Annotated in this window: 17 protein-coding genes; 5 read left to right on the top strand and 12 right to left on the bottom strand. The window is 45.1% G+C overall.

What is annotated here, in order from left to right:
* The first annotated feature begins 166 nt into the window (after positions 1–166).
* Both OO774_RS13145 and btsR read left to right on the top strand, forming a co-directional pair.
* Entirely contained in the window at positions 167–1,837 is a 1,671-nt protein-coding gene (locus OO774_RS13145; protein WP_264903089.1) for a sensor histidine kinase, read from the top strand.
* Between the two features lie 32 nt (positions 1,838–1,869).
* Positions 1,870–2,598: a two-component system response regulator BtsR gene (btsR, locus tag OO774_RS13150; protein ID WP_264903090.1), complete on the top strand. Its 729-nt coding sequence runs from the start codon at positions 1,870–1,872 to the stop codon at positions 2,596–2,598.
* A 72-nt stretch (positions 2,599–2,670) separates the two neighbouring features.
* Here btsR and ispH read toward each other — a convergent pair whose 3' ends face one another.
* The 6 genes from ispH to murJ all read right to left on the bottom strand — a co-directional run bounded on the left by ispH (position 2,671) and on the right by murJ (position 10,491).
* Complete coding sequence (gene ispH / locus OO774_RS13155) at positions 2,671–3,636, bottom strand: 4-hydroxy-3-methylbut-2-enyl diphosphate reductase (protein WP_176290915.1); 966 nt, start codon at positions 3,634–3,636, stop codon at positions 2,671–2,673.
* A gap of 24 nt (positions 3,637–3,660) precedes the next feature.
* Positions 3,661–4,092, bottom strand: coding sequence for an FKBP-type peptidyl-prolyl cis-trans isomerase (gene fkpB, locus OO774_RS13160; protein WP_014230869.1), 432 nt, complete (start codon positions 4,090–4,092; stop codon positions 3,661–3,663).
* Between the two features lie 195 nt (positions 4,093–4,287).
* Complete coding sequence (gene lspA, locus OO774_RS13165) at positions 4,288–4,788, bottom strand: signal peptidase II (RefSeq protein WP_014230868.1); 501 nt, start codon at positions 4,786–4,788, stop codon at positions 4,288–4,290.
* A gap of 241 nt (positions 4,789–5,029) precedes the next feature.
* Positions 5,030–7,858: an isoleucine--tRNA ligase gene (gene ileS / locus OO774_RS13170; protein WP_264903091.1), complete on the bottom strand. Its 2,829-nt coding sequence runs from the start codon at positions 7,856–7,858 to the stop codon at positions 5,030–5,032.
* A gap of 64 nt (positions 7,859–7,922) precedes the next feature.
* Entirely contained in the window at positions 7,923–8,858 is a 936-nt protein-coding gene (gene ribF / locus OO774_RS13175; protein ID WP_264903092.1) for a bifunctional riboflavin kinase/FAD synthetase, read from the bottom strand.
* A gap of 70 nt (positions 8,859–8,928) precedes the next feature.
* Positions 8,929–10,491, bottom strand: coding sequence for a murein biosynthesis integral membrane protein MurJ (gene murJ, locus OO774_RS13180; RefSeq protein ID WP_264903093.1), 1,563 nt, complete (start codon positions 10,489–10,491; stop codon positions 8,929–8,931).
* A 294-nt stretch (positions 10,492–10,785) separates the two neighbouring features.
* Between murJ and rpsT the strand changes: the two genes are divergently transcribed.
* On the top strand, positions 10,786–11,046 hold the full coding sequence (gene rpsT, locus OO774_RS13185) for a 30S ribosomal protein S20 (protein ID WP_014230864.1): 261 nt from the start codon (positions 10,786–10,788) through the stop codon (positions 11,044–11,046).
* A gap of 193 nt (positions 11,047–11,239) precedes the next feature.
* Here the strand turns inward: rpsT and OO774_RS13190 are convergent, their stop codons facing one another.
* Entirely contained in the window at positions 11,240–11,536 is a 297-nt protein-coding gene (locus OO774_RS13190; protein ID WP_237317474.1) for a metalloregulator ArsR/SmtB family transcription factor, read from the bottom strand.
* 295 nt (positions 11,537–11,831) lie between these two features.
* A complete protein-coding gene (gene nhaR, locus OO774_RS13195; protein ID WP_264903094.1) occupies positions 11,832–12,722 on the bottom strand; it encodes a transcriptional activator NhaR in 891 nt (296 codons plus the stop codon).
* Positions 12,723–13,101: 379 nt separating this feature from the next.
* On the opposite strand from nhaR, the gene OO774_RS13200 reads away from it, so the two are divergent.
* Together OO774_RS13200 and OO774_RS13205 are read left to right on the top strand one after the other, a co-directional pair.
* Positions 13,102–14,250 (top strand): Na/Pi symporter, encoded by a 1,149-nt coding sequence (locus OO774_RS13200; protein ID WP_346015256.1) that lies wholly within the window; start codon positions 13,102–13,104, stop codon positions 14,248–14,250.
* A 204-nt stretch (positions 14,251–14,454) separates the two neighbouring features.
* Positions 14,455–15,597, top strand: coding sequence for a flavohemoglobin expression-modulating QEGLA motif protein (locus tag OO774_RS13205; RefSeq protein WP_264903095.1), 1,143 nt, complete (start codon positions 14,455–14,457; stop codon positions 15,595–15,597).
* Positions 15,598–15,660: 63 nt separating this feature from the next.
* On the opposite strand, the gene OO774_RS13210 is transcribed toward OO774_RS13205, so the two are convergent.
* From OO774_RS13210 to ptsP, 4 genes are read right to left on the bottom strand one after another with little or no spacing between them, the layout of a single operon-like run.
* Complete coding sequence (locus OO774_RS13210) at positions 15,661–16,512, bottom strand: thymidylate synthase (RefSeq protein ID WP_264903096.1); 852 nt, start codon at positions 16,510–16,512, stop codon at positions 15,661–15,663.
* Between the two features lie 9 nt (positions 16,513–16,521).
* Positions 16,522–17,343 carry a prolipoprotein diacylglyceryl transferase gene (gene lgt / locus OO774_RS13215; protein ID WP_264903097.1) on the bottom strand — a complete coding sequence of 274 codons (822 nt, stop codon included), beginning with the start codon at positions 17,341–17,343 and terminating at the stop codon, positions 16,522–16,524.
* A 39-nt stretch (positions 17,344–17,382) separates the two neighbouring features.
* Positions 17,383–18,174, bottom strand: a complete 792-nt coding sequence (locus OO774_RS13220; protein ID WP_264903098.1) for a sulfite exporter TauE/SafE family protein — start codon at positions 18,172–18,174, stop codon at positions 17,383–17,385.
* A gap of 9 nt (positions 18,175–18,183) precedes the next feature.
* The gene (ptsP, locus tag OO774_RS13225; protein WP_264903099.1) at positions 18,184–20,430 is read right to left on the bottom strand and encodes a phosphoenolpyruvate--protein phosphotransferase; all 2,247 of its coding nucleotides are present in this window, start codon (positions 20,428–20,430) and stop codon (positions 18,184–18,186) included.

Raw genomic sequence — 20,430 nt, forward strand, 5'->3', positions numbered from 1 at the left:
CGCATTTTCATCGACTGATTAAGATAGAGAGCCTGCCCGATGCAGGCTCTTTTTGTTTTATACCCAAGTGACTTCAACATACTAGCTTAGAGCATTGTCGCTGCACCAAGCATCTTGAGGTTACTTAGGTATACAATAACAACATTGATTTCAGGTTAGGTTCGCTATGGAACTGGTTATTTCTCTCTTACAGCAAATGTGTGTTTACTTGGTACTGGCGTACATGCTGAGTAAAACACCGATAATTTTACCTTTGCTGAGCATTTCTTCACGTTTAAGTCACCGCTTAATTTGCTATGTACTCTTTTCAGGCTTTTGTATTCTCGGCACCTACTTTGGCCTGCATATCAATGATGCGATAGCCAATACTCGAGCTATCGGTGCGGTGATGGGAGGCCTGTTTGGCGGACCTGTGGTTGGCTTTGCCGTGGGGCTTACTGGCGGTATTCATCGTTACACTCTGGGCGGTTTTACCGATTTAGCCTGTGCGATCTCGACCACAGCAGAAGGGGTTATCGGTGGTCTGCTCCATGTGTATCTGATCAAGCGTAACAAAGGTGCCCTGCTGTTCAATCCAAGCGTGGTATTCAGCATTACATTTGTAGCAGAAGTCGTGCAGATGATCTTGCTGCTCGCGGTCGCAAAACCGTTCGACCAGGCTTATGAATTGGTATCAGCGATTGCTGCTCCGATGATCATTGCCAACTCGTTTGGTGCGGCTCTGTTCATGAGCATTCTTCAAGACCGAAAAACCATTTTTGAAAAATACTCGGCAACCTTTTCACGTCGAGCGTTAACCATTGCAGACCGTTCAGTGGGCATTTTAAGTAACGGTTTTAACACTGAAAACGCAGAAAAAATCGCCCGTATTATTTATGAAGAGACAAAAGTAGGCGCGGTCGCGATTACCGATCAGGAAAAAATCCTCGCCTTTGTCGGCATCGGCGATGATCACCACAAGCCAAACACCCCGATTTCATCGCAAAGTACCTTAGACTCGATGGAAAAGAACGACATCATTTATCTTGATGGCACCGAGCGCCCTTACCAGTGCTCCATAGCCAAAGACTGTAAACTAGGCTCAGCACTTATCATCCCGTTACGTGCGGGTAAGGAAGTAATTGGTACGATCAAACTTTATGAGCCAAAGCGAAAGCTGTTTTCAACCGTCAATATGTCAATGGCAGAAGGGATTGCACAGCTGTTATCCAGCCAGATTTTATATGGCGATTATCAGCAACAACAAACCTTATTAGCTCAGGCAGAAATCAAATTGCTCCACGCTCAGGTTAACCCGCATTTCTTGTTTAATGCACTCAATACCATCAGTGCGATTACACGACGTGATCCAGATAAAGCTCGTGAATTGATCCAAAACTTATCGCACTTCTTCCGCAGCAACTTAAAACAGAACATCAATACCGTGACGCTAAAAGAAGAGCTTGCCCATGTAAATTCTTACCTGAGTATTGAAAAGGCTCGTTTTACTGATCGTCTGGAAGTCGAAATCGATATTGAACCAGAATTACTGGACATCAAGTTACCAAGCTTTACACTCCAGCCTTTGGTAGAAAATGCCATTAAACACGGCGTCTCTAACATGCTGGAAGGTGGCAAGGTGAGAATATACAGTCAAGCGCATCCACAAGGCCATTTGATTACCGTGGAAGATAACGCAGGAAGTTTTAAACCACCTAGTGATAACCACTCTGGTTTAGGCATGGAAATTGTCGACAAACGTCTCACAAATCAATTTGGACGTGATTCAGCGCTAAAAATTACGTGTGAGGAGCATCAATTTACTAAAATGAGTTTTATTATTCCCACAAATTCGTGAAGGTCAGTCGCAATACAACAAGGTGAGAATGGATGTTAACCGCGCTCGTCATTGATGACGAACAATTTGCTCGAGAAGAATTATCTGAGTTATTGTCAGAAACAGGCCAGGTAGACGTAATAGGCGATGCCTCAAACGCCATTCTCGGCCTGAAGAAAATCAATGAGCTCAAACCTGACGTGGTGTTTTTAGATATTCAGATGCCACAAGTGACCGGTATTGAGCTTCTTGGCATGCTTGATCCAGAAACCATGCCCTATGTGGTCTTTGTGACAGCATATGATCAATATGCGATTCAGGCGTTTGAAGATAATGCGTTTGACTATTTGTTGAAACCTGTCGATCCAAACCGCTTAAACAAAACCGTTAAGCGTCTACACAAAACCATTGGTCAATCGACACTGACGCAACAACTCTCAGCAATTACACCGGATACGTTAGACCAAATTCCTTGTATTGGTCATAACCGAATTGTGATCATGGCAACCGACACAGTGGAATGCGCCTACAGTGATATCAGCGGCGTACACGTTCGCTCAATTAACCAAACCGCCAGTACGCAGTTAACACTGAAAACAATTGAAGAAAAAACCCCACTGGTGCGCTGCCACCGGCAATATCTCGTAAGCATTAAAGCAATTAGCGAAATAAAATTACTAGAGAATGGCTTAGCGGAAATCATCACTAAAACTGGCTTTGAGATCCCAGTGAGTCGTCGCTATCTGAAAGTACTCAAAGAGATGCTCGGTATCAGCCATTAAGCACCAAGCTATTTAATCAAAAAAGGCGACCATGAGGTCACCTTTTGAGTATTCAATAAATGGAGTTTGATATTAGTCTACTTGCTTGATTTGCAGCTCTTTTGGCACTTCAAAGAACATGTTCTCTTCCCGGCCTAAGACCTCGTCCACAGCGCGCGCACCAACCATCTCCTTAATGCGATCAAGAATTTGGTTAACCAGCTCCTCTGGTGCTGATGCGCCAGCGGTTACGCCAACTTTCGTTTTGCCTTCAAACCATTCTGGTTTAATGTCTTCAGGACAATCCGTTAAATAGCCGGGTGTGCCCAGTTTCTCAGCAAGCTCTTTTAGACGGGTCGAATTTGATGAGTTCTTCGAACCAACAACGACCATCACATCCACTTCACTTGCCATTTCACGAACGGCATCCTGACGGTTTTGAGTCGCGTAGCAGATGTCGTCTTTTCGCGGGCCCTGGATATCGGGGAATACTCGGCGTAATTCTTCAATCACGTCGGCTGTCTCATCAACAGACAGCGTGGTTTGGCTTACGTAATGCAGATCGGAAGGATCTTTAACGATCGCTTTTAGCTTCTCTACATCAGCAGGTGTTTCCACTAAGTACATACCGCCAGTTTCACTCGCGTACTGACCCATCGTGCCTTCCACTTCTGGGTGACCGGCGTGGCCGATCAGTACCACTTCCATATTACGACGGCTGGCGCGAGCCACTTCCATATGAACTTTAGTCACCAACGGACACGTTGCATCAAACACGGTAAGGTCACGTTGTTTGGCTTCTTGGCGAACCGCTTGCGATACACCATGAGCAGAAAAAATCACAATGTTGTTATCAGGCACTTCATGTAACTCTTCTACGAAGATCGCACCACGCTGTTTTAGCCCTTCAACGACAAAACGGTTGTGCACCACTTCATGACGGACATAAATCGGTGGCTGATACATCTCAAGCGCACGCTCTACGATGCTAATCGCACGGTCAACGCCAGCACAGAAACCGCGTGGGTTAGCTAATAGGATTTTCATTTCATTGCTCATGGAAGTTATCTTTACTTGGGTTCGCTATTCTACTGACAAAATCTCGACTTCGAAAGTCACGTCTTGCCCTGCCAGAGGGTGGTTGAAGTCAACCGTTACTGAATCACCAGCAATTTCAGTGATGATGCCAGGGATTTCCATACCATCAGGACCACTAAATGCCATGATGGTACCCACTTCCACTTCTGCATCACCGACAAATTTGGTGCGATCCATATGATGAATATGATCTGGGTTTGGCATACCAAACGCATCTTCCGCTTTTAGTTCAATGGCTTTTTGTTCACCAGACTGTAGGCCAACCAGACATTGTTCAAAGTTTTCGCTCAGGCTACCATCACCCATCACAAATTTAGCAGGCTTACCCATGTTATGGGTGCTGTCTGCAACTGAACCATCTTTCATTTTAATGGTGAAGTGCAAAGTTACTACAGATTCTTTAGTAATTGTTGTCACGTTACTGCTTCCTTATTCTTGGGCAATACCAACCTAAATTGTATTGAACATCGATTTATCCAGATTGGTACAACGCGTTCATGCGCTTTTTTGTCTTATATACTCAGATACACTGAGTTGCGCTCCAACATAATAAAAAGCGCCGCACGAATCAACGGGCGGCGCTTAGGGTTATTTTAATATTGTCGGCAAACGTTACTTCTCAGCATCTTTTTTACGAAAACCATCAAGAATGATCATCGCAGCACCCATACAGATCGCCATATCTGCAAGGTTGAATGCTGGCCAATGGTAATTACCCCAGTAGAAATCAAGGTAATCAACCACAAAGCCATGAATCACGCGGTCGAAGACATTGCCTACCGCGCCGCCAATAATCATGGCATACGCAATATTATTCCACTTTTCATTCGCTGGTAACTTGCTCATCCAGTAGGTCAGCAGACCTGACACGATGAAGGCAATGCCAGTAAAGAACCAACGTTGCCAGCCAGCTTGATCACTCAAGAAGCTAAATGCTGCACCATAGTTGTGGACATATAGAAGGTTAAAGAAAGGCAAAATTTCAATGCGGTTTGCCCAACCGAACCCCATATTGTTCATCACAACGTACTTGATGCCAATATCAGCTAAAAAAATCACAATCGCCAGCCATAGCCAACGTACACCAGATTGCTTTAATGGAATATGACTCATTTCTATCCCTATCTCAATCAACTAACCCATTGTACTCAGACCATTTACAAGAGTAAGGGACGAGCACGATAAGGAACTTAATCCGTCATTAATACCAAAGAGTTTCAACTCGCTGGTTATCTCCTTGCAAAGATAATGCGAAAGGAACTCACAGATAAGACATTGTGCTGAATAATAAAAATAACCCCAGTAGATACTGGGGCTATAGCATGGCTAAAAAGTTCAGTCGCTACTTTGCGAATTATGCAAATTTACGTACTTCACCTTCACCTTCAACGTTCGACACACAACGGCCACAGATTTTCTCGTGACCCGCGATGGTGCCTACATCTGGAGTGTGGTGCCAACAACGGTCACACTTCTCAGCTTCTGTTGCTTTCACTTCAACAAACAGGCCTTCGATATCCGTTGCTTGTGCAGCGTCTGACTTCTCGCTTAGTGGTTTCACCGTTGCAGCAGAAGTTATCAGAACAAAACGCAGTTCATCTTCCAACTTGTTGATTTTCGCCGCCAGCGCGTCATCAGCAAACAATGTCACCTCTGCTTGCAGTGCACCACCGATGGTTTTCTCTGCACGTGCTGCTTCCAGCAGTTTGTTCACCGCACCACGAACTTTCTGGATTTCAGTCCAGAAATCGTTGTTTAGCTCTTCGCCTTCCGCCAGGCCAAACAAGCCTTCATACCATTCATCGCAAAGGACAAACTTCTCACGCTTACCTGGCATTTCGTTCCAGATTTCGTCAGCCGTGAACGACATGATAGGTGCCATCCAGCGAACCAACGCTTCTACGATGTAGTAAAGTGCTGTTTGACAACTGCGTTGAGCGTGACCGCCACGTTTTGCTGTGTATTGACGGTCTTTAATTACGTCTAGGTAGAAAGAACCCATTTCGATTGAACAGAAGTGCATTAGGCGTTGCATAACAGCATGCGTATTGTACTCGCCGTACGCTTTTACAATCTCTTCTTGAGCAGCAAGTGCACGACCTACGGCCCAACGATCAAGCGCTACCATTTCGTCCGCAGGAACCAGATCCGTTTCTGGGTTAAAGCCGTTTAGGTTAGCAAGGAAGAAACGTGACGTGTTACGGATACGACGGTACGCATCTGCACTACGTTTTAGGATTTCATCAGAAACCGCAACTTCACCAGTGTAGTCTGTAGAAGCAACCCATAGACGAAGGATATCTGCACCTAGCTTGTTAGTTACGTCTTTTGGCGCAACAACGTTACCGATAGATTTCGACATCTTACGGCCGTGGCCATCAACAACGAAACCGTGAGTCAGTACTTGTTTGTATGGTGCTTCGTCTTTCATCGCGATAGATGAAATCAGAGAAGACTGGAACCAACCACGGTGTTGGTCTGAACCTTCCAGGTATAGGTCAGCACTGTGGCCGTTGTACTCTTCACGAGCATCAACAACAGAGAAGTGCGTAACACCAGAATCGAACCAAACGTCCAGCGTATCCAGCACTTTCTCGTACTGGTTCGCTTCTTCACCTAGAAGCTCAGCTGCGTCCACATCCCACCATGCCTGGATGCCTTTTTCTTCAACCAACTTCGCTACTTTTTCGATCAGTTCAAGCGTATTTGGATGAAGTTCTGCTGTCTCTTTATGTACAAACAGAGCGATTGGCACACCCCAGGTACGTTGACGAGAGATACACCACTCAGGGCGACCTTCGATCATACCTTCAATACGGCTTTGACCCCATTCAGGCATCCACTGAACACCTTTGATAGCTTCTAGTGCTTTTGCACGCAGACCAGCCTGGTCCATAGACACGAACCACTGAGGTGTTGCACGGAAGATGATTGGAGTCTTGTGACGCCAACAGTGTGGGTAGCTGTGCTCGTAAGCGTGGTGATGCAGTAGCGCGCCTTTTTCTTTTAGCGTTTCAACCACAGCATCGTTCGCTTTAAATACGTGCTGGCCAGCAAATAGCTCAGTGTCTGGCAGGTAAACGCCGTTTGAGCCCACTGGGTTTGCTACTTCCAGGTTGTATTTTTGACCAACCGCGAAGTCTTCCTGACCGTGGCCAGGTGCAGTGTGAACGACACCAGTACCTGAGTCAGTCGTAACGTGATCGCCAAGGATCGCCGGTACAGTGAAATCGTAGAATGGGTGTTGGAACTGAGTAAGTTCTAGATCTGCACCTTTAGCAAAGCCAAGGTTGTGGAAATGCTCGATACCAGCGCGATCCATGACGTCTTTCGCAAGTTCAGCGGCAACGATGATACGCTCAGGGCTGTCGCCCTCAACTTGGATAAGTACGTACTCAAGATCATCACGTAGACATACTGCGCGGTTTGCAGGCAGAGTCCAAGGCGTTGTTGTCCAGATAACAATAGAAATGTCACCTTTACCTTCATGACCTTGTGTCAGCTCGAACTTAGACAAAAGCGCCGCTTCGTCCGCTGTTTTAAAGCGTACGTCGATAGACGGAGAAACTTTATCTTTGTATTCCACTTCTGCTTCAGCCAGAGCAGAACCACAATCTGTACACCAGTGAACAGGTTTGAAACCTTTTAACAGGTGACCTTTGCTGGCGATTTTACCAAGCGCACGAATGATGTTCGCTTCAGTATCGAAATCCATTGTGCGGTATGGTTTATCCCACTCACCCAAGATACCAAGACGCTTGAAGCTCTCTTTCTGACCTTCAACCTGCCCTGCTGCGTATTCACGACATTTTTCGCGGAATTCAGCTGCCGTTACTTTTTGGCCTGGTTTGCCTACTTTCTTCTCTACCATCAATTCGATAGGTAGACCGTGGCAGTCCCAACCTGGGATGTAAGGTGCGTCAAAACCTGAAAGTGTTTTGGATTTAATAATAATGTCTTTAAGAATCTTGTTTAGTGCGTGACCAATATGAATGTCACCATTGGCGTAAGGAGGGCCATCGTGCAATACGAATGACTTTTTGCCTTTCTTAGCTTTACGGATTTCACCGTAAAGATCTTCTTTGTACCAACGCTTAAGCATTTCTGGCTCACGATTGGCCAGGTTGCCGCGCATTGGAAACCCTGTTTCAGGTAAGTTCAGGGTATCTTTATACTCACTCATCGATTCTTAATTCCGTTATATTGGGCGAAAATTAGACATTATGTTGAACGGTGGAATAAACCGCTCAACCCTTAAGCTGACGCAGCCACACCCTTGCTGCTTCAGCATCCAATTCGATTTGTTGTTTAAGTGCTTCAAACGACTCAAACTTTTGCTCATCTCGAAGTTTGTGCAAAAGTTCCACTTCTAATTGCTTGCCATACAAATTGGCATGAAAGTCAAATAAGTGTACTTCTAACTGTTGGCGAACGCCATTTACCGTCGGTCTTTGGCCAATGTTAGCCACGCCACCAATTGGCTTATCACCAATGCCTAGCGCTTGAACAACATAGACTCCGGATACCGGAGATACACAGCGTTTCAAAGGAATATTCGCAGTAGGAAAACCTATCGTCCTACCCAGCTTCCTTCCATGAGAAACACGACCGCTGATGCTGTAATTTCTTCCCAGCATCTCATGTGCGGAATGCAAATCATCACGAGCCAGGGCTTCCCGAATAGCGGTACTGCTCACTCGTAATTGTTGTAAACAAAAGCTTTGGGTACTGACGACTTCAAAGCCGTATTTTTCCCCAGCTTCCTGCAGCATGGCAAAGTTCCCGCTGCGGCCTTTACCGAAGCAGAAGTCATCACCAACGACAAGAAACTTAACACCCAAACGCTCTACCAACAAGTCACGGATAAACTCTTCCGCCGTCAAGCTGGCAAAATGTCGGTTAAAATTGACGCACAGCAAACGATCAATGTTGAGTTTGCTTAACTGAACGAACTTATCGCGCAGTCGTGTCAACCTTGCCGGTGCCTTGTCTTTAGCAAACAGCTCCATTGGCTGAGGTTCAAAGGTCATCACAACCGAAGGTAACGAAAGTTCCTCTGCTTGTTCAGACACTTGTTGCAATACTTGTTGATGGCCTTTATGTACGCCATCGAAATTGCCAATAGTCAGAACACACCCATAGTGACGTGATGTGATATTGTGAATGCCTCGGATCAGTTCCATTGGATACTGCTTTTTGCCTCTGTTATTACTTAACACTGTGTGAAACTGACGGATTATATACTAATCACCCTTACTCTGTCCCAGCTTTTAGGTCTTTTAAGCGCACGCCTGTTAAAAATAGAACGACAAGGTAAACTGCCGCCCCCAGAGCGATCAACATTCCTAACACCCCGCAGCGGTAAGCAAAGCTCCAGTCTAGCCACACCGACATCTCTTCCAATTGCCACAAAATCGCTGCAACCATCGCCGCTCCGGCAATCACCAAACGTATAATAAAGAAGACGGTACGCTTAGTGATTTGATAAACCTCAGCTAAGTGCAAACCTCGGTATAGCAACACCATATTAACCAATGCCGATAATGCGGTTGCAATGGCCAAACCAACATAGCCATAGAAATAAGCGAAAATCGCGTTGAACACCATATTGGTTACCATGGCGATGATGCCGTACTTCACTGGCGTTTTAGTATCCTGACGCGAGTAATAGCCCGGTGCGAGTACTTTGATCAACATAAAGTTCAATAAGCCAGATGCATAGGCAAACAGAGAAAGTGACGCCTGATGGACATCCTGCGGCGAGAACTCACCACGCATAAATAGCACCATCAGCATTGGCTTAGCCAACACCATTAAGCCCAACATGGCTGGAATACCGAGTAGCGTGACCATGCGTACGCCCCAGTCCATAGTATGAGCAAACCCTTCACTGTGAGCATCAACGTGCTTGCGAGAAAGTGCCGGTAGAATGACGGTAGCAATGGCAATACCAAACAGTCCAAGAGGAAACTCCAGCAAGCGGTCTGAGTAATACAACCAACTAATTGACCCTGTCTGTAGAAAACTGGCAATAAAGGTATCAAACAACAAGTTTATCTGACTGACGGAAACACCAAACAAAGCCGGGATCATCAAGGTACGTATCTTTACTACCCCCGGATCGCGCCAACCCCATTTAGGTTTGACCATCACGCCTGCTTTAATAAGGAAAGGAATTTGAAACAGGAACTGAACTAAGCCACCTAAGAAAACACCAATCGCAAGGCCAATCTCAGGCTGTGACATCTGCGGCGAAATAAACCAGGCCGACAGTATGATCATCACGTTCAAAAATACCGGGGTAAATGACGAAACGGCAAACTTACCGAGTGTATTAAGGATCGCGCCAGACAGTGCGACGAAAGTAATGAACCATAAATACGGGAAAGTAATTTTGAGCATCATACTGGCGAGCTCAAACTTGTCTGCGGATGGTCCACCATTCATCCAATCTAAAAACCAGCCGAACCCGAACAGTGCCGTGACAACACCAGAACCAAACACACCAAACAAAGTCACCACCGACACAATAACCCCAAGCGTCCCGGCGGCCCGGGCGATAAGCTCCCGTGTTTTGTCCATATCGCCTTGAGCATGGCTTTCTGTTAACACTGGTACAAACGCTTGTGAAAATGCACCTTCTGCAAACAAACGACGTAAGAAGTTTGGAATTTTATTCGCAAAGAAAAAGACGTCTGCGCTTGCTCCTGCCCCCATTAAATTCGCCACTACCACATCACGGACTAAGCCTAAAACGCGCGAAATAAGAGTCATAGCACTGACGATCATGCCTGACTTGAGTAGTCGTTTACTCACTGTAACCTCGGAATATCACTATAAGACAGCCAACCCTATACTGTTAAGCTCGTGGAGGCTCTAAATAGACGTCAAAAATTTATCCAGCTATTGTTAGTTCTAAGTGGATAATTATTAGCATTGGTATAAAAATGCTGTTAGAATCCCCGCCATCTTAACCGCGATGACCTCTCTTACCAAAACTTGTTTTGGTTTAGAACGGTTTTTGCACAAATCATTTGACATTTAAGCGCAAATGAGGGATATTCCTCGCCCTTAAATTGTCACAGAACTAAGTTTTTGGGAGTTAGACCCTTGGCAAATAGTAAATCTGCTAAGAAGCGCGCTATCCAAGCTGAGAAACGTCGTCAGCACAATGCTAGCCGTCGCTCAATGATGCGTACTTACATGAAGAAAACTGTTGCTGCTATCGAAGCAGGCGACAAAGAAGCTGCAACTGCTGCATTCGCTGTAGTTACACCTATCCTAGACCGCATGGCAACTAAAGGCCTTATTCACAAGAATAAAGCAGCTCGCCATAAGTCTCGTTTCACTGCACAAATCAAAGCTCTTTAATAGAGCCCTGATTTTAAAGTGAAGAAAAAACCGACGTTATGTCGGTTTTTTTATATCTGAAATTGGTCAAACTCAATATCGAGATATAAAAAAAGCTGGCACTGCCAGCTTTTCTTTTGCTCATTTCCGAGCTACCTATAGCTTAACGCTTGCAGCTCGCAATCATCGTATCCACATTATTTAATCAAAGTGATTAACTGGCACAGTAAAGGCCGTGAAGCGTTTTGATCAGTGTTTTCACTTCATCACTCTTTAATGTGTAATACACCGTTTGCGCTTCTTTTCTTGTTGCCACTAATTCATCACGGCGCAACCAGGCAAGGTGCTGTGACAGTGCTGACTGGCTTAACTCCAATTTTGCACACAGCTCTCCAACGGACAGCTCTTGGTTATGTAGCATACAAAGAATTTGTAAGCGTCTTTCGTTCGCCATCGCTTTAAGCAGTACGACAGCTTTAGCGGAGTTTTTCTCCATGTCTTGTAAATTCATGTGTTGGACCTCTAGCTACAACTTACTTATTCCAACTCGGGCTAGCTAGTTGCGATACAAAAATTTTCTCGTGACATCCAGATAAATAAAGAGAGTCTCAATATTGATAACTTTGCTGTAGGTTGTCGATTGAAGGTCAAAGCCAACGCGTCTTAACCACGAGCATTAACTCATCCAGTAGCGACACGCAAATTTGTACGTTCAAACCTCAGCGCCGAAGTTACTTAAATCTCATTTACATTTATGGTTATATTTTTATCGATAGTAATCTATTTGTTTGCGCAACGATACGTATTTATTCAAACATTTGACTAAAATCAGCGTCACAAACGTTCTTAACTGCGGGATGTTGGATCATACGTTCAGCAAAAATAACATAATACTCTTCTTTTAAATCATCCACATCGCCAATTAGTTGCAACTTGCGGTCGTCTTCAATTTCCGACATGTACATGGTCGGTGCGAGAAATATCACATCATCATGGTATCGTGCAAAGGCCTTCATCAAGGCAACGTCATCAAACTCACCTAAAATATCAGGCTGTAAACCTTGTCGGTCAAACCACTGAATGACTTTGCGTCCCATTGCAGTGCGGCTTGCTGGAATCAACAGCTTCTTCTGTTCCAGAATTTCAGGAAACCTCACCTTATCAATTTCAAATGAGGCAAAAAAGCTCATGCCACTTTCTCCAAGCTTCTTACTATAGAGGCCAGGGCTTTGAGTAGAGTCAACCGGACAATCGGATAAGATCATATCCAGCTTGTGTTGAGATAACCTTTCTAATAACAGCTCGTGGGTCGATTCATAGCAGCGTAAATGGATACTGTTATCCTCAGGAACGGTTGTCATAAGTACTTTACTGACCAGACGCTTGGACAATGCATCAGCAACACCGACCTCAAACAAAATATTGGAATGCTGGCTGTAATTGACGATATCCAGCATCTCATAGCTCAAACCGAACATTCGATCTGCGTATTTGAACACTAGCTGCCCTAGCTCTGTCGGTTCAACAGTTCGCCCATTTCGCTTGGTCAGTTTTCCCTTCATGCGCTCTTCAAACGCTTTAATTTGTCCGGTCACGGTTTGCGGCGTGAGGAAAAGTGCATCGGCAGCCTTAGTGACAGAGCCTTGTTTGCAGACCATCCAGAAGTAGTAGAGATGATTATAATTTAGATGTGACATACCCATTTCCCGAAATGATGGTGATGTTTTTATATCAAATGTGACAGGGATAGACAATTAACTCGGCAAAACCAACAAAATCATCATATAAACTTAGGTTTTACCGAATATTTAAGATTCACATTGTCATAAAACATGAGATAAAACGCACTTTCACAAAATCCTTTCCAAGTAATCACCTCAGAAGTAAAGATAAAAAATCAATAAATAACAACAGGTTACTCAGATTAAAATAAATATAAATTTACAACTGTCAAAACTGACAATAAAAAACACCAACCGCCATTAATCTGTAATATTACTGAAATATTTATTCTCTAACATCGCTCGCAGTTTCAACTAAAGACCCCAAAAGAACTGAAAGGTCACGGAGAAAATTATGATGAACCAAGCTACTTCAACAGCGATGCCGATCTCGAGTACAACTCGCTGGTTACGCTGGGCTAACTTGGCATTCATGCTATACCTGCTTCTTCTAGCAGTATCTATGGTTGGTAGCGGCTTTAAATGGGCCACTGGCGATCAAGCCAAAGTACTGTTTGAATTTGCATCGCACCCTGTAGCTGGTCTTATGATCGGTCTGGTAGCAACAGCCCTAATCCAATCTTCTAGTACTGTAACTTCTATTATTGTGGGCTTAGTTGCAGGTGGTCTACCTGTAGAGACCGCTATTCCAATGGTAATGGGTGCCAACATTGGTACCACGGTAACCAATACACTGGTTTCACTAGGACACGTACGTTGTAAAGAAGAGTTCAAACGCGCTTTCGCTAGTGCGACAATCCACGATTTCTTCAACCTACTTGCTGTCGTTATTTTCCTGCCTTTAGAAATGATGTTCGGCATCCTAGAAAAGATTTCTCATTGGCTTGTTTCACCATTGCTCGCAACTGGTGACATGAGCATCAAAGGCTTAAACTTCATTAAGCCGATGACAAAGCCTGTTGTGAGTGCAATCAAAGAGCCTCTATCAACATTCGGTGACACGGTTGGTGGCGTGATGCTTATCATCCTTGGTATTGCGACCATCTTCGTTGCTATCACTGTGATGGGTAAACTGATGAAGAGCCTGATGGTTGGCCGTGCACGTGATATTCTTAAGAACGCGATTGGTCGTGGTCCTATCCACGGAATCGTATCTGGTTCTATCGTTACTGTGCTTGTACAGTCTTCTTCAACAACGACAAGCTTAATGGTGCCACTTGTGGGGACTGGCGTATTAAAAGTTCGTGATATCTACCCATTCACGCTAGGTGCTAATATTGGTACGTGTATCACAGCTCTGCTAGCAGCAACGGCAGTTTCTGGTGAGTTCGCGGTATTCGCTCTACAAATTGCCCTAGTACACTTGGTGTTCAACATCGCAGCGACACTACTTATCTTTGGTATCCCGTTCTTACGTGAGCTTCCACTGAAAGGCGCTGACATGATTTCAGATATGGCAATTAAGAATAAAGCGGTTGTAGGTGGCTATCTGATGTCTGTATTCATTATTTTGCCAGGTGCTATTCTCGCTCTGACAGCATAATCAAAACGAAATATCATCGCATTACTTTAGGCTCCACATTGTGGAGCCTTTTTTGTTCTCGCTAACTAATCTTCCCTTTTATCAAACAGACTTCGAATAGAAATTTTTGTTGTTCAATATGCGTTCACGATGATAATTTGAGCCTTACCCTCTCGAATCAATAACGATTCTGGTTGGTGTTGCCTTTACACGGAGTTAAACAGTATGGCTCAAGCTCACGAACCGATTTCCAGCCAGCTATTAGCAATAGACGAACAACTAACCCAGTTGGTTAGCGATATAGATATCCTCAGCAGCGTAAACCCTCTCAATTACACCAGTGAAAGAGAGCGCTTCATCAATAACAAGTATTCTCAAGAACCCAACTTTGAGTACCAAAAGACGCCTCTTATCACCCACCAATCCAAGCGTCGTTTGTATGAATTACCTTTAGAAAATATCAAAGATACGCAGCTGCAAAAGCTCTATGCGGATGTCATCCAGTCGTATGCCGATAAGCTGGACCAGGTTGATACCATCGGTAGCCAAGATTTTCTGTATAACTCTTTACGTTACTACGGAGAGCCGAGTGCAAAAGATATCGCCAATGCACACTTCATCTTGCACTTACCAACGGAAGAAGAGAGCCAACCAGCACATGATAGCCACTCTATCGCGCAGTTCATGGGGAGTTTTGCAGATAAACATGGCTATGAGTGTGAAATACAAGTCCTTGATGGCATGCTGGCGAATGCACTTGTATCTGGCCTGCGAGTAAAAATAAACAGCGCTGCCTACATCACGACAGACGAACTGGAAGCACTGGCTCACCATGAGATGGGCGTGCATTTACTGACAACCTTAAACGGCCGTAGTCAACCGCTTAACGTGCTAAGCTTAGGTTGCCCTGCTAATACTAATACTCAGGAAGGTTTAGCCATTTTGTGCGAATACCTCTCTGGGCATTTCAGCATTAAGCGATTGCGTACACTGGCTCTGCGGGTACTGGCGGTTGAATCAATGATTAAAGAACGAGATTTCCGCCAGACCTTCAGGCTGCTGAAAGAGCAATATCATACTTCCGATACACTAGCATTCACCGTTACCGCTCGAGTTTATCGAGGTGGTGGCCTGACAAAAGATTACTTATACCTACGTGGGTTCCGAGAAATACTCAACGCGTACGATAACTTTGGGGACGATTTTTCATTACTCTTGTGTGGTAAAACAGAGTTGAAATACTTCGACATGATCCGCTCACTGGTGGATAAAGGGATCTTTGCTCGACCAAAATTCATCAGCCCAGCCCTCTCGCGCCCAAAGCAAACCGACCCGATCCACCGATACATTGTCAGTGCTTTAAAATAGCCCCTGTAGAATGAAAAAAGCTCCATTTAGGAGCTTTTTTCATGTTATGTGGGGCAAACTACACTACACAGAAAACGGGTAGCGAATTGGGTCATGGTGTTCGTAACCTTCTACCCAGAAGTCATCTAACGTCACCCAGGTCTCCAGATCTTCTAGCGATTTGATCTCTGGGTTAATATGGAAAGTCGGTGCCTTTAACGGCTCACGTTTTAATTGCACGTCACGCATCAATTCTAGCTGGTCTTCATAAATGTGTGCATTGACAATCTTATGATAAGCCTGACCCGGCTTCTTACCGGTAATTTGCGCCATAATCGCCAGAAAAACATACACTTGAACCATATTAAAGTTCAGACCGAGCGGTACATCGCATGAGCGTTGTGTGCTGTTGAGGTACAGCGTTTCACCCAATAGTGAAAAGTGATGGCTGTACATACACGGACGTAAACAACCCATATGGAATTCACCGGGATTGTAGAAGTTTAGGATCTCACCACGGTCGTCTATGCCACGCGTTAAGTCATCAACAATCTTGCGCAATTGATCGATGTGGCCGCCATCTGGCTTAGCCCATGCACGACCTTGAACACCATATACACGGCCCATATCGTCTTCACCTTTACGGTAAGGGTTATTCAGCCATGCGTCATTCTGGTTAGCGTTTGCGTCCCAGGTTTTCGTACCCAGTTTACGAAAGTCTTCTGCGTTGTCATATCCACGAATGTAGCCCAGAAGCTCCGCCACTGCAGCTTTCCAGAAGCTTTTCCGTGTTGTCACTAAAGGAAATTGGTTGTTCGCAACATCGTAGGTCAAATCCGCGTTGATCACCGTCAGACAACGCTTGCCTGTACGTTCATTCTCAACCCAAACACCTTGGTCAACAATGCGTTGACACAAATCTAAATACTGTTTCACACCAATACCTTACTTCGTTTTAACTGGGGCTTTGTCTTGGTAAAGACCACGTTTGTACGCCCAAACCATCATCAGAACTCCCAGCACGATCATTGGTGTAGATAGGATCTGTCCCATCGAAATAAAGTCACCAAACAGACCAAGCTGAGCATCCGGTTCGCGCAAGAACTCTACTAGGAAGCGGAATGTACCATATCCAGCTAAAAATAGCCCCGAAACAGAACCCAATGGTCGAGGCTTTTTGATGAACCAATTCAAAATAAAGAATAGAACAATACCTTCTAATGCCATTTCATATAGCTGAGATGGGTGACGCGGTAGAGGCCCGCCATTCGGGAAGATGATCGCCCAAGGCACGTCGGTTACACGCCCCCACAGCTCACTATTCATGAAGTTACCCAAACGCCCCATCCCTAAGCCAAATGGAACAAGTGGGGCAATAAAGTCAGCCACGCCAAAGAAGGTACGGCCGTTTTTACGTGCGTACCAGAACATGGCCGTAATCACACCCAGCAAACCACCATGGAATGACATACCTCCTGTCCAGACTTTAAACAGGTATAAAGGATCGTCCAGGAACAACTCAAAATTGTAGAAAATTACGTAACCGACTCGACCACCAATCACCACACCAAGGAAACCAGCAAACAAGAGATCGGAGACTTGCTCTCGGGTCCAGCCACTGTTTGGTTTATCTGCACGGCGGTTCGCCAGCCATAACGCAAAGATAAAACCAACCAGGTACATCAAGCCGTACCAACGAATAGAGACAGGTCCAATAGAGATTAAAACCGGATCAATATTGGGAAATTCAATGAATCCCTGAGACATAAAACATTCTCTTCTTAAGATAAAAATAACGGATGAAATTTACAGTAACATGGTCGCCGCAATGATAATCAAAAATACGGCAAAAACTCTTTTTAGTACGGCAGTAGGGAGACGGGTCGCCAACTTAGCGCCGACTTTGGTGGTGAGCATAGACGTCATGGCTATTGCTAACAAGGCTGGAAGGTAAACATAACCAATACTGTACGCAGGCAAATTCTCAGCTTTGTAGCCGTGCAAGATAAAACCGATCATACCTGAAATAGCGATCACGCAGCCACACACTGAAGAGGAGCCCACCGCTTTGCGCATTTCAACGCCATGCTTGTTCAGGAAAGGAACGGATAACGAACCGCCACCAATTCCAGCCAAACTGGACACAACGCCAATGCCAGCGCCATACATCACAGTAACCGGGCTGCTAGGCATGGGTTTGGATTTCAGTACTTTTATAGAACGGAACATTTGTACAGCAAGAAGCAACACAATCACACCAAACAGTTTTGGCAAGTAATGAGTCGGGATGATTTCAGCCAGGCTAGCACCAACAAAACCGCCGAGCACGACCCCGGGCATTAACCACTTGACCACAAACATATCGACATTACCAAGCTTCAGGTGGTGCATAGCCGATGATCCCGAGGTAATAATGATGCTCGCCAGCGAGGTGGCCAGAGCAATATGCATGCTCAGTTCAGGCGAAATACCAGCGTAAGGCAGAAGGTATAGTAAAGCCGGTACAACGATGAGTCCGCCGCCGATACCGAGCAGTCCCGCCATAACACCGACAAACGCACCCAATGCGAGCAATAGTAAAAATAAAGAGACTGTCACATTTACCTACTACTTCTTGCCTGCCCGGATAAAACCTGCAAATCCTTGTTGGATAAAGAAATCATGCATCATTTGATGGATCTCTTCTCCATATGAAAGTGTCATTGCTTGTTCAGCTAACTGTTTTAGCTCTTGTTGTTGGCTATGACGAATCAAATACTTAACCTTAGCGACATTAGACGTATTCATGCTCAGGCTCGTATAGCCCAAGCCCAACAGCAGCAACGAACCAAACGGATCACCCGCTAGCTCACCACAAATGCAGACTGGTACCTGATATTGCTGACAAACGTCATGAATCTGCTTCAGCGCCAGCAACACAGCTGGGTGCATGGATTCATAGACATCAGAAACACGAGAATTGTTCCGATCCACCGCCAATAAATACTGGGTTAAGTCGTTGGTGCCCACCGAAACGAAATCAACACGATGTGCGATAGTCGGCAATAAATACACCATCGAGGGCACTTCGATCATCACCCCTACTTTCGGTGCCTGAATCCGGTCATCAATTAACACGGCTTCACTGTAGGCCTGATCAATTAAAGTAATCGCATCATCCAACTCTTTCACCCCTGAGACCATTGGCAACAAAATACTCAAATTACCGCTATCCGCGCTTGCTCTGAGCATAGCGCGTAGCTGGATAAGGAAAATATCCGGATGATCTAAGGTAAAGCGGATACCGCGCCACCCTAAAAATGGATTGTCTTCATCGATAGGTAAATATGGCAGTGGTTTATCACCACCGATATCCAGGGTACGCATAACCACACGCTGATGTGCGTAACTGTTCAGTATCGCCTTATATTGATGATACTGCTCGTCTTCGGATGGAAAGTGATGCTGAAGTAAAAATGCGATTTCAGTTCGATATAACCCCACCCCATCCACTCCGGTGTTGATGGCAATATTGCTGTCAGCACTCAAACCCGCATTGAGCATAACTTCAACGTGGTGGTTATCTTGCGTAATCGCAGGCAGTGAGAGATCCTTATTCACCATGGCGGTGAGCTCGGTTTCTTCGCTGACTAAACTGCGGTATTCACGTAATAACTGACGGTTTGGCTCGAGGAAAATCTCCCCGGTATAGCCATCAACAATGCCCAACTTACCATTGACCACTTCTGTGTTGATATTGGCGCCCATCACAGCAGGCACGCCTAACGCACGAGATAAAATCGCCGCATGAGAGTTGGCTCCCCCTTCTAGCGAAACCACCGCCAATAGGTGTTCTTTAGGAACCGAAGCGAGTAACGTTGCGGTAAGCTCATTTGCCACCATAATGACCGGTCGATCAATGGCAGAATTTTCTTGCTCACTGTTGTGCAGAAAATAGAGTAACCTTTGCCCCAGCTCTTTGATGTCCTGCGCACGCTCTCGCATATAAACATCAGACATTCTGGCAAACCGGTTCGAGTAGGATTCCACAACCTGACGTAATGCCCAATCAGCTCTATCACCTTTCTCGATTTGTTTCTTAAGATCACCGCGCAACATCGGATCATTCAACAAGTGAGTAAACAAATCGAAGATAGCTAATGCGTCTTTATTGATTTCACTATCCAGCTTCTTACGCATTCGTCGGAAATCATTTAAAGCTCGTTCAATCGCGACCAGTAAGAGCTCATATTCACGCTCTTTGTCTAATGTCGAAGCAGGAAAAACATCGGACAAACTAGGTTGCGTGTTATCAAACCAGAACTCACCAATCGCCACCCCCGTAGACGCAGGAACCCCTTTCAAAATGGTCGGTTTCGACGCGAGCTGCCAATGGCCAAGGTTTTGCGCATGAGCGATCAATACCGCTAACTGAGCCGATAATGTGACGAGGAATGACTCTTCCATTTCACTGAACAAACGTGGTGTTTTCTGTTGAATAACTAAAACACCCAGCACTTGTTTGCGATGAATAATCGGAGTAGCAAGAAACGAGTGGAAGATTTGTTCTCCGAGTTGAGGGAAGAATTTAAACTCGGGGTGTTTGGAGGCTTCAGCAAGATTTAGTGGCTCAGCGCTACGCTTTACTAACCCAACCAAACCTTCATCGAAGTTGATATGGATGCTATCACCTTCAAAAGTCAGGCCTTGAGTTGCCATTAACTCAAGGCGCTGCATTTCTTCATTAGCAAGATAAATAGTACAACACTCTGTGCGAAGGGCAGCACAAGTCTCTTTAACCAATATATCAAAGGCCAGATGGACATCTTCGACCCTGGAGACTTTTTCAACTATTTCCCTTAGCTGGCTGAGCAT

The sequence above is a fragment of the Vibrio sp. STUT-A11 genome (assembly GCF_026000435.1).
Taxonomy (GTDB): domain Bacteria; phylum Pseudomonadota; class Gammaproteobacteria; order Enterobacterales; family Vibrionaceae; genus Vibrio.

What these genes read in the sequence shown, in the direction of transcription:
- lgt (WP_264903097.1), bottom strand. Translation starts at nt 17,343, where the DNA reads ATGTCTCAGGGATTCATTGAATTTCCCAATATTGATCCGGTTTTAATC.
- btsR (WP_264903090.1), top strand. Translation starts at nt 1,870, where the DNA reads ATGTTAACCGCGCTCGTCATTGATGACGAACAATTTGCTCGAGAAGAA.
- OO774_RS13145 (WP_264903089.1), top strand. Translation starts at nt 167, where the DNA reads ATGGAACTGGTTATTTCTCTCTTACAGCAAATGTGTGTTTACTTGGTA.
- lspA (WP_014230868.1), bottom strand. Translation starts at nt 4,788, where the DNA reads ATGAGTCATATTCCATTAAAGCAATCTGGTGTACGTTGGCTATGGCTG.
- ileS (WP_264903091.1), bottom strand. Translation starts at nt 7,858, where the DNA reads ATGAGTGAGTATAAAGATACCCTGAACTTACCTGAAACAGGGTTTCCA.
- OO774_RS13200 (WP_346015256.1), top strand. Translation starts at nt 13,102, where the DNA reads ATGATGAACCAAGCTACTTCAACAGCGATGCCGATCTCGAGTACAACT.
- ispH (WP_176290915.1), bottom strand. Translation starts at nt 3,636, where the DNA reads ATGAGCAATGAAATGAAAATCCTATTAGCTAACCCACGCGGTTTCTGT.
- OO774_RS13205 (WP_264903095.1), top strand. Translation starts at nt 14,455, where the DNA reads ATGGCTCAAGCTCACGAACCGATTTCCAGCCAGCTATTAGCAATAGAC.
- ribF (WP_264903092.1), bottom strand. Translation starts at nt 8,858, where the DNA reads ATGGAACTGATCCGAGGCATTCACAATATCACATCACGTCACTATGGG.
- OO774_RS13190 (WP_237317474.1), bottom strand. Translation starts at nt 11,536, where the DNA reads ATGAATTTACAAGACATGGAGAAAAACTCCGCTAAAGCTGTCGTACTG.
- ptsP (WP_264903099.1), bottom strand. Translation starts at nt 20,430, where the DNA reads ATGCTCAGCCAGCTAAGGGAAATAGTTGAAAAAGTCTCCAGGGTCGAA.
- nhaR (WP_264903094.1), bottom strand. Translation starts at nt 12,722, where the DNA reads ATGTCACATCTAAATTATAATCATCTCTACTACTTCTGGATGGTCTGC.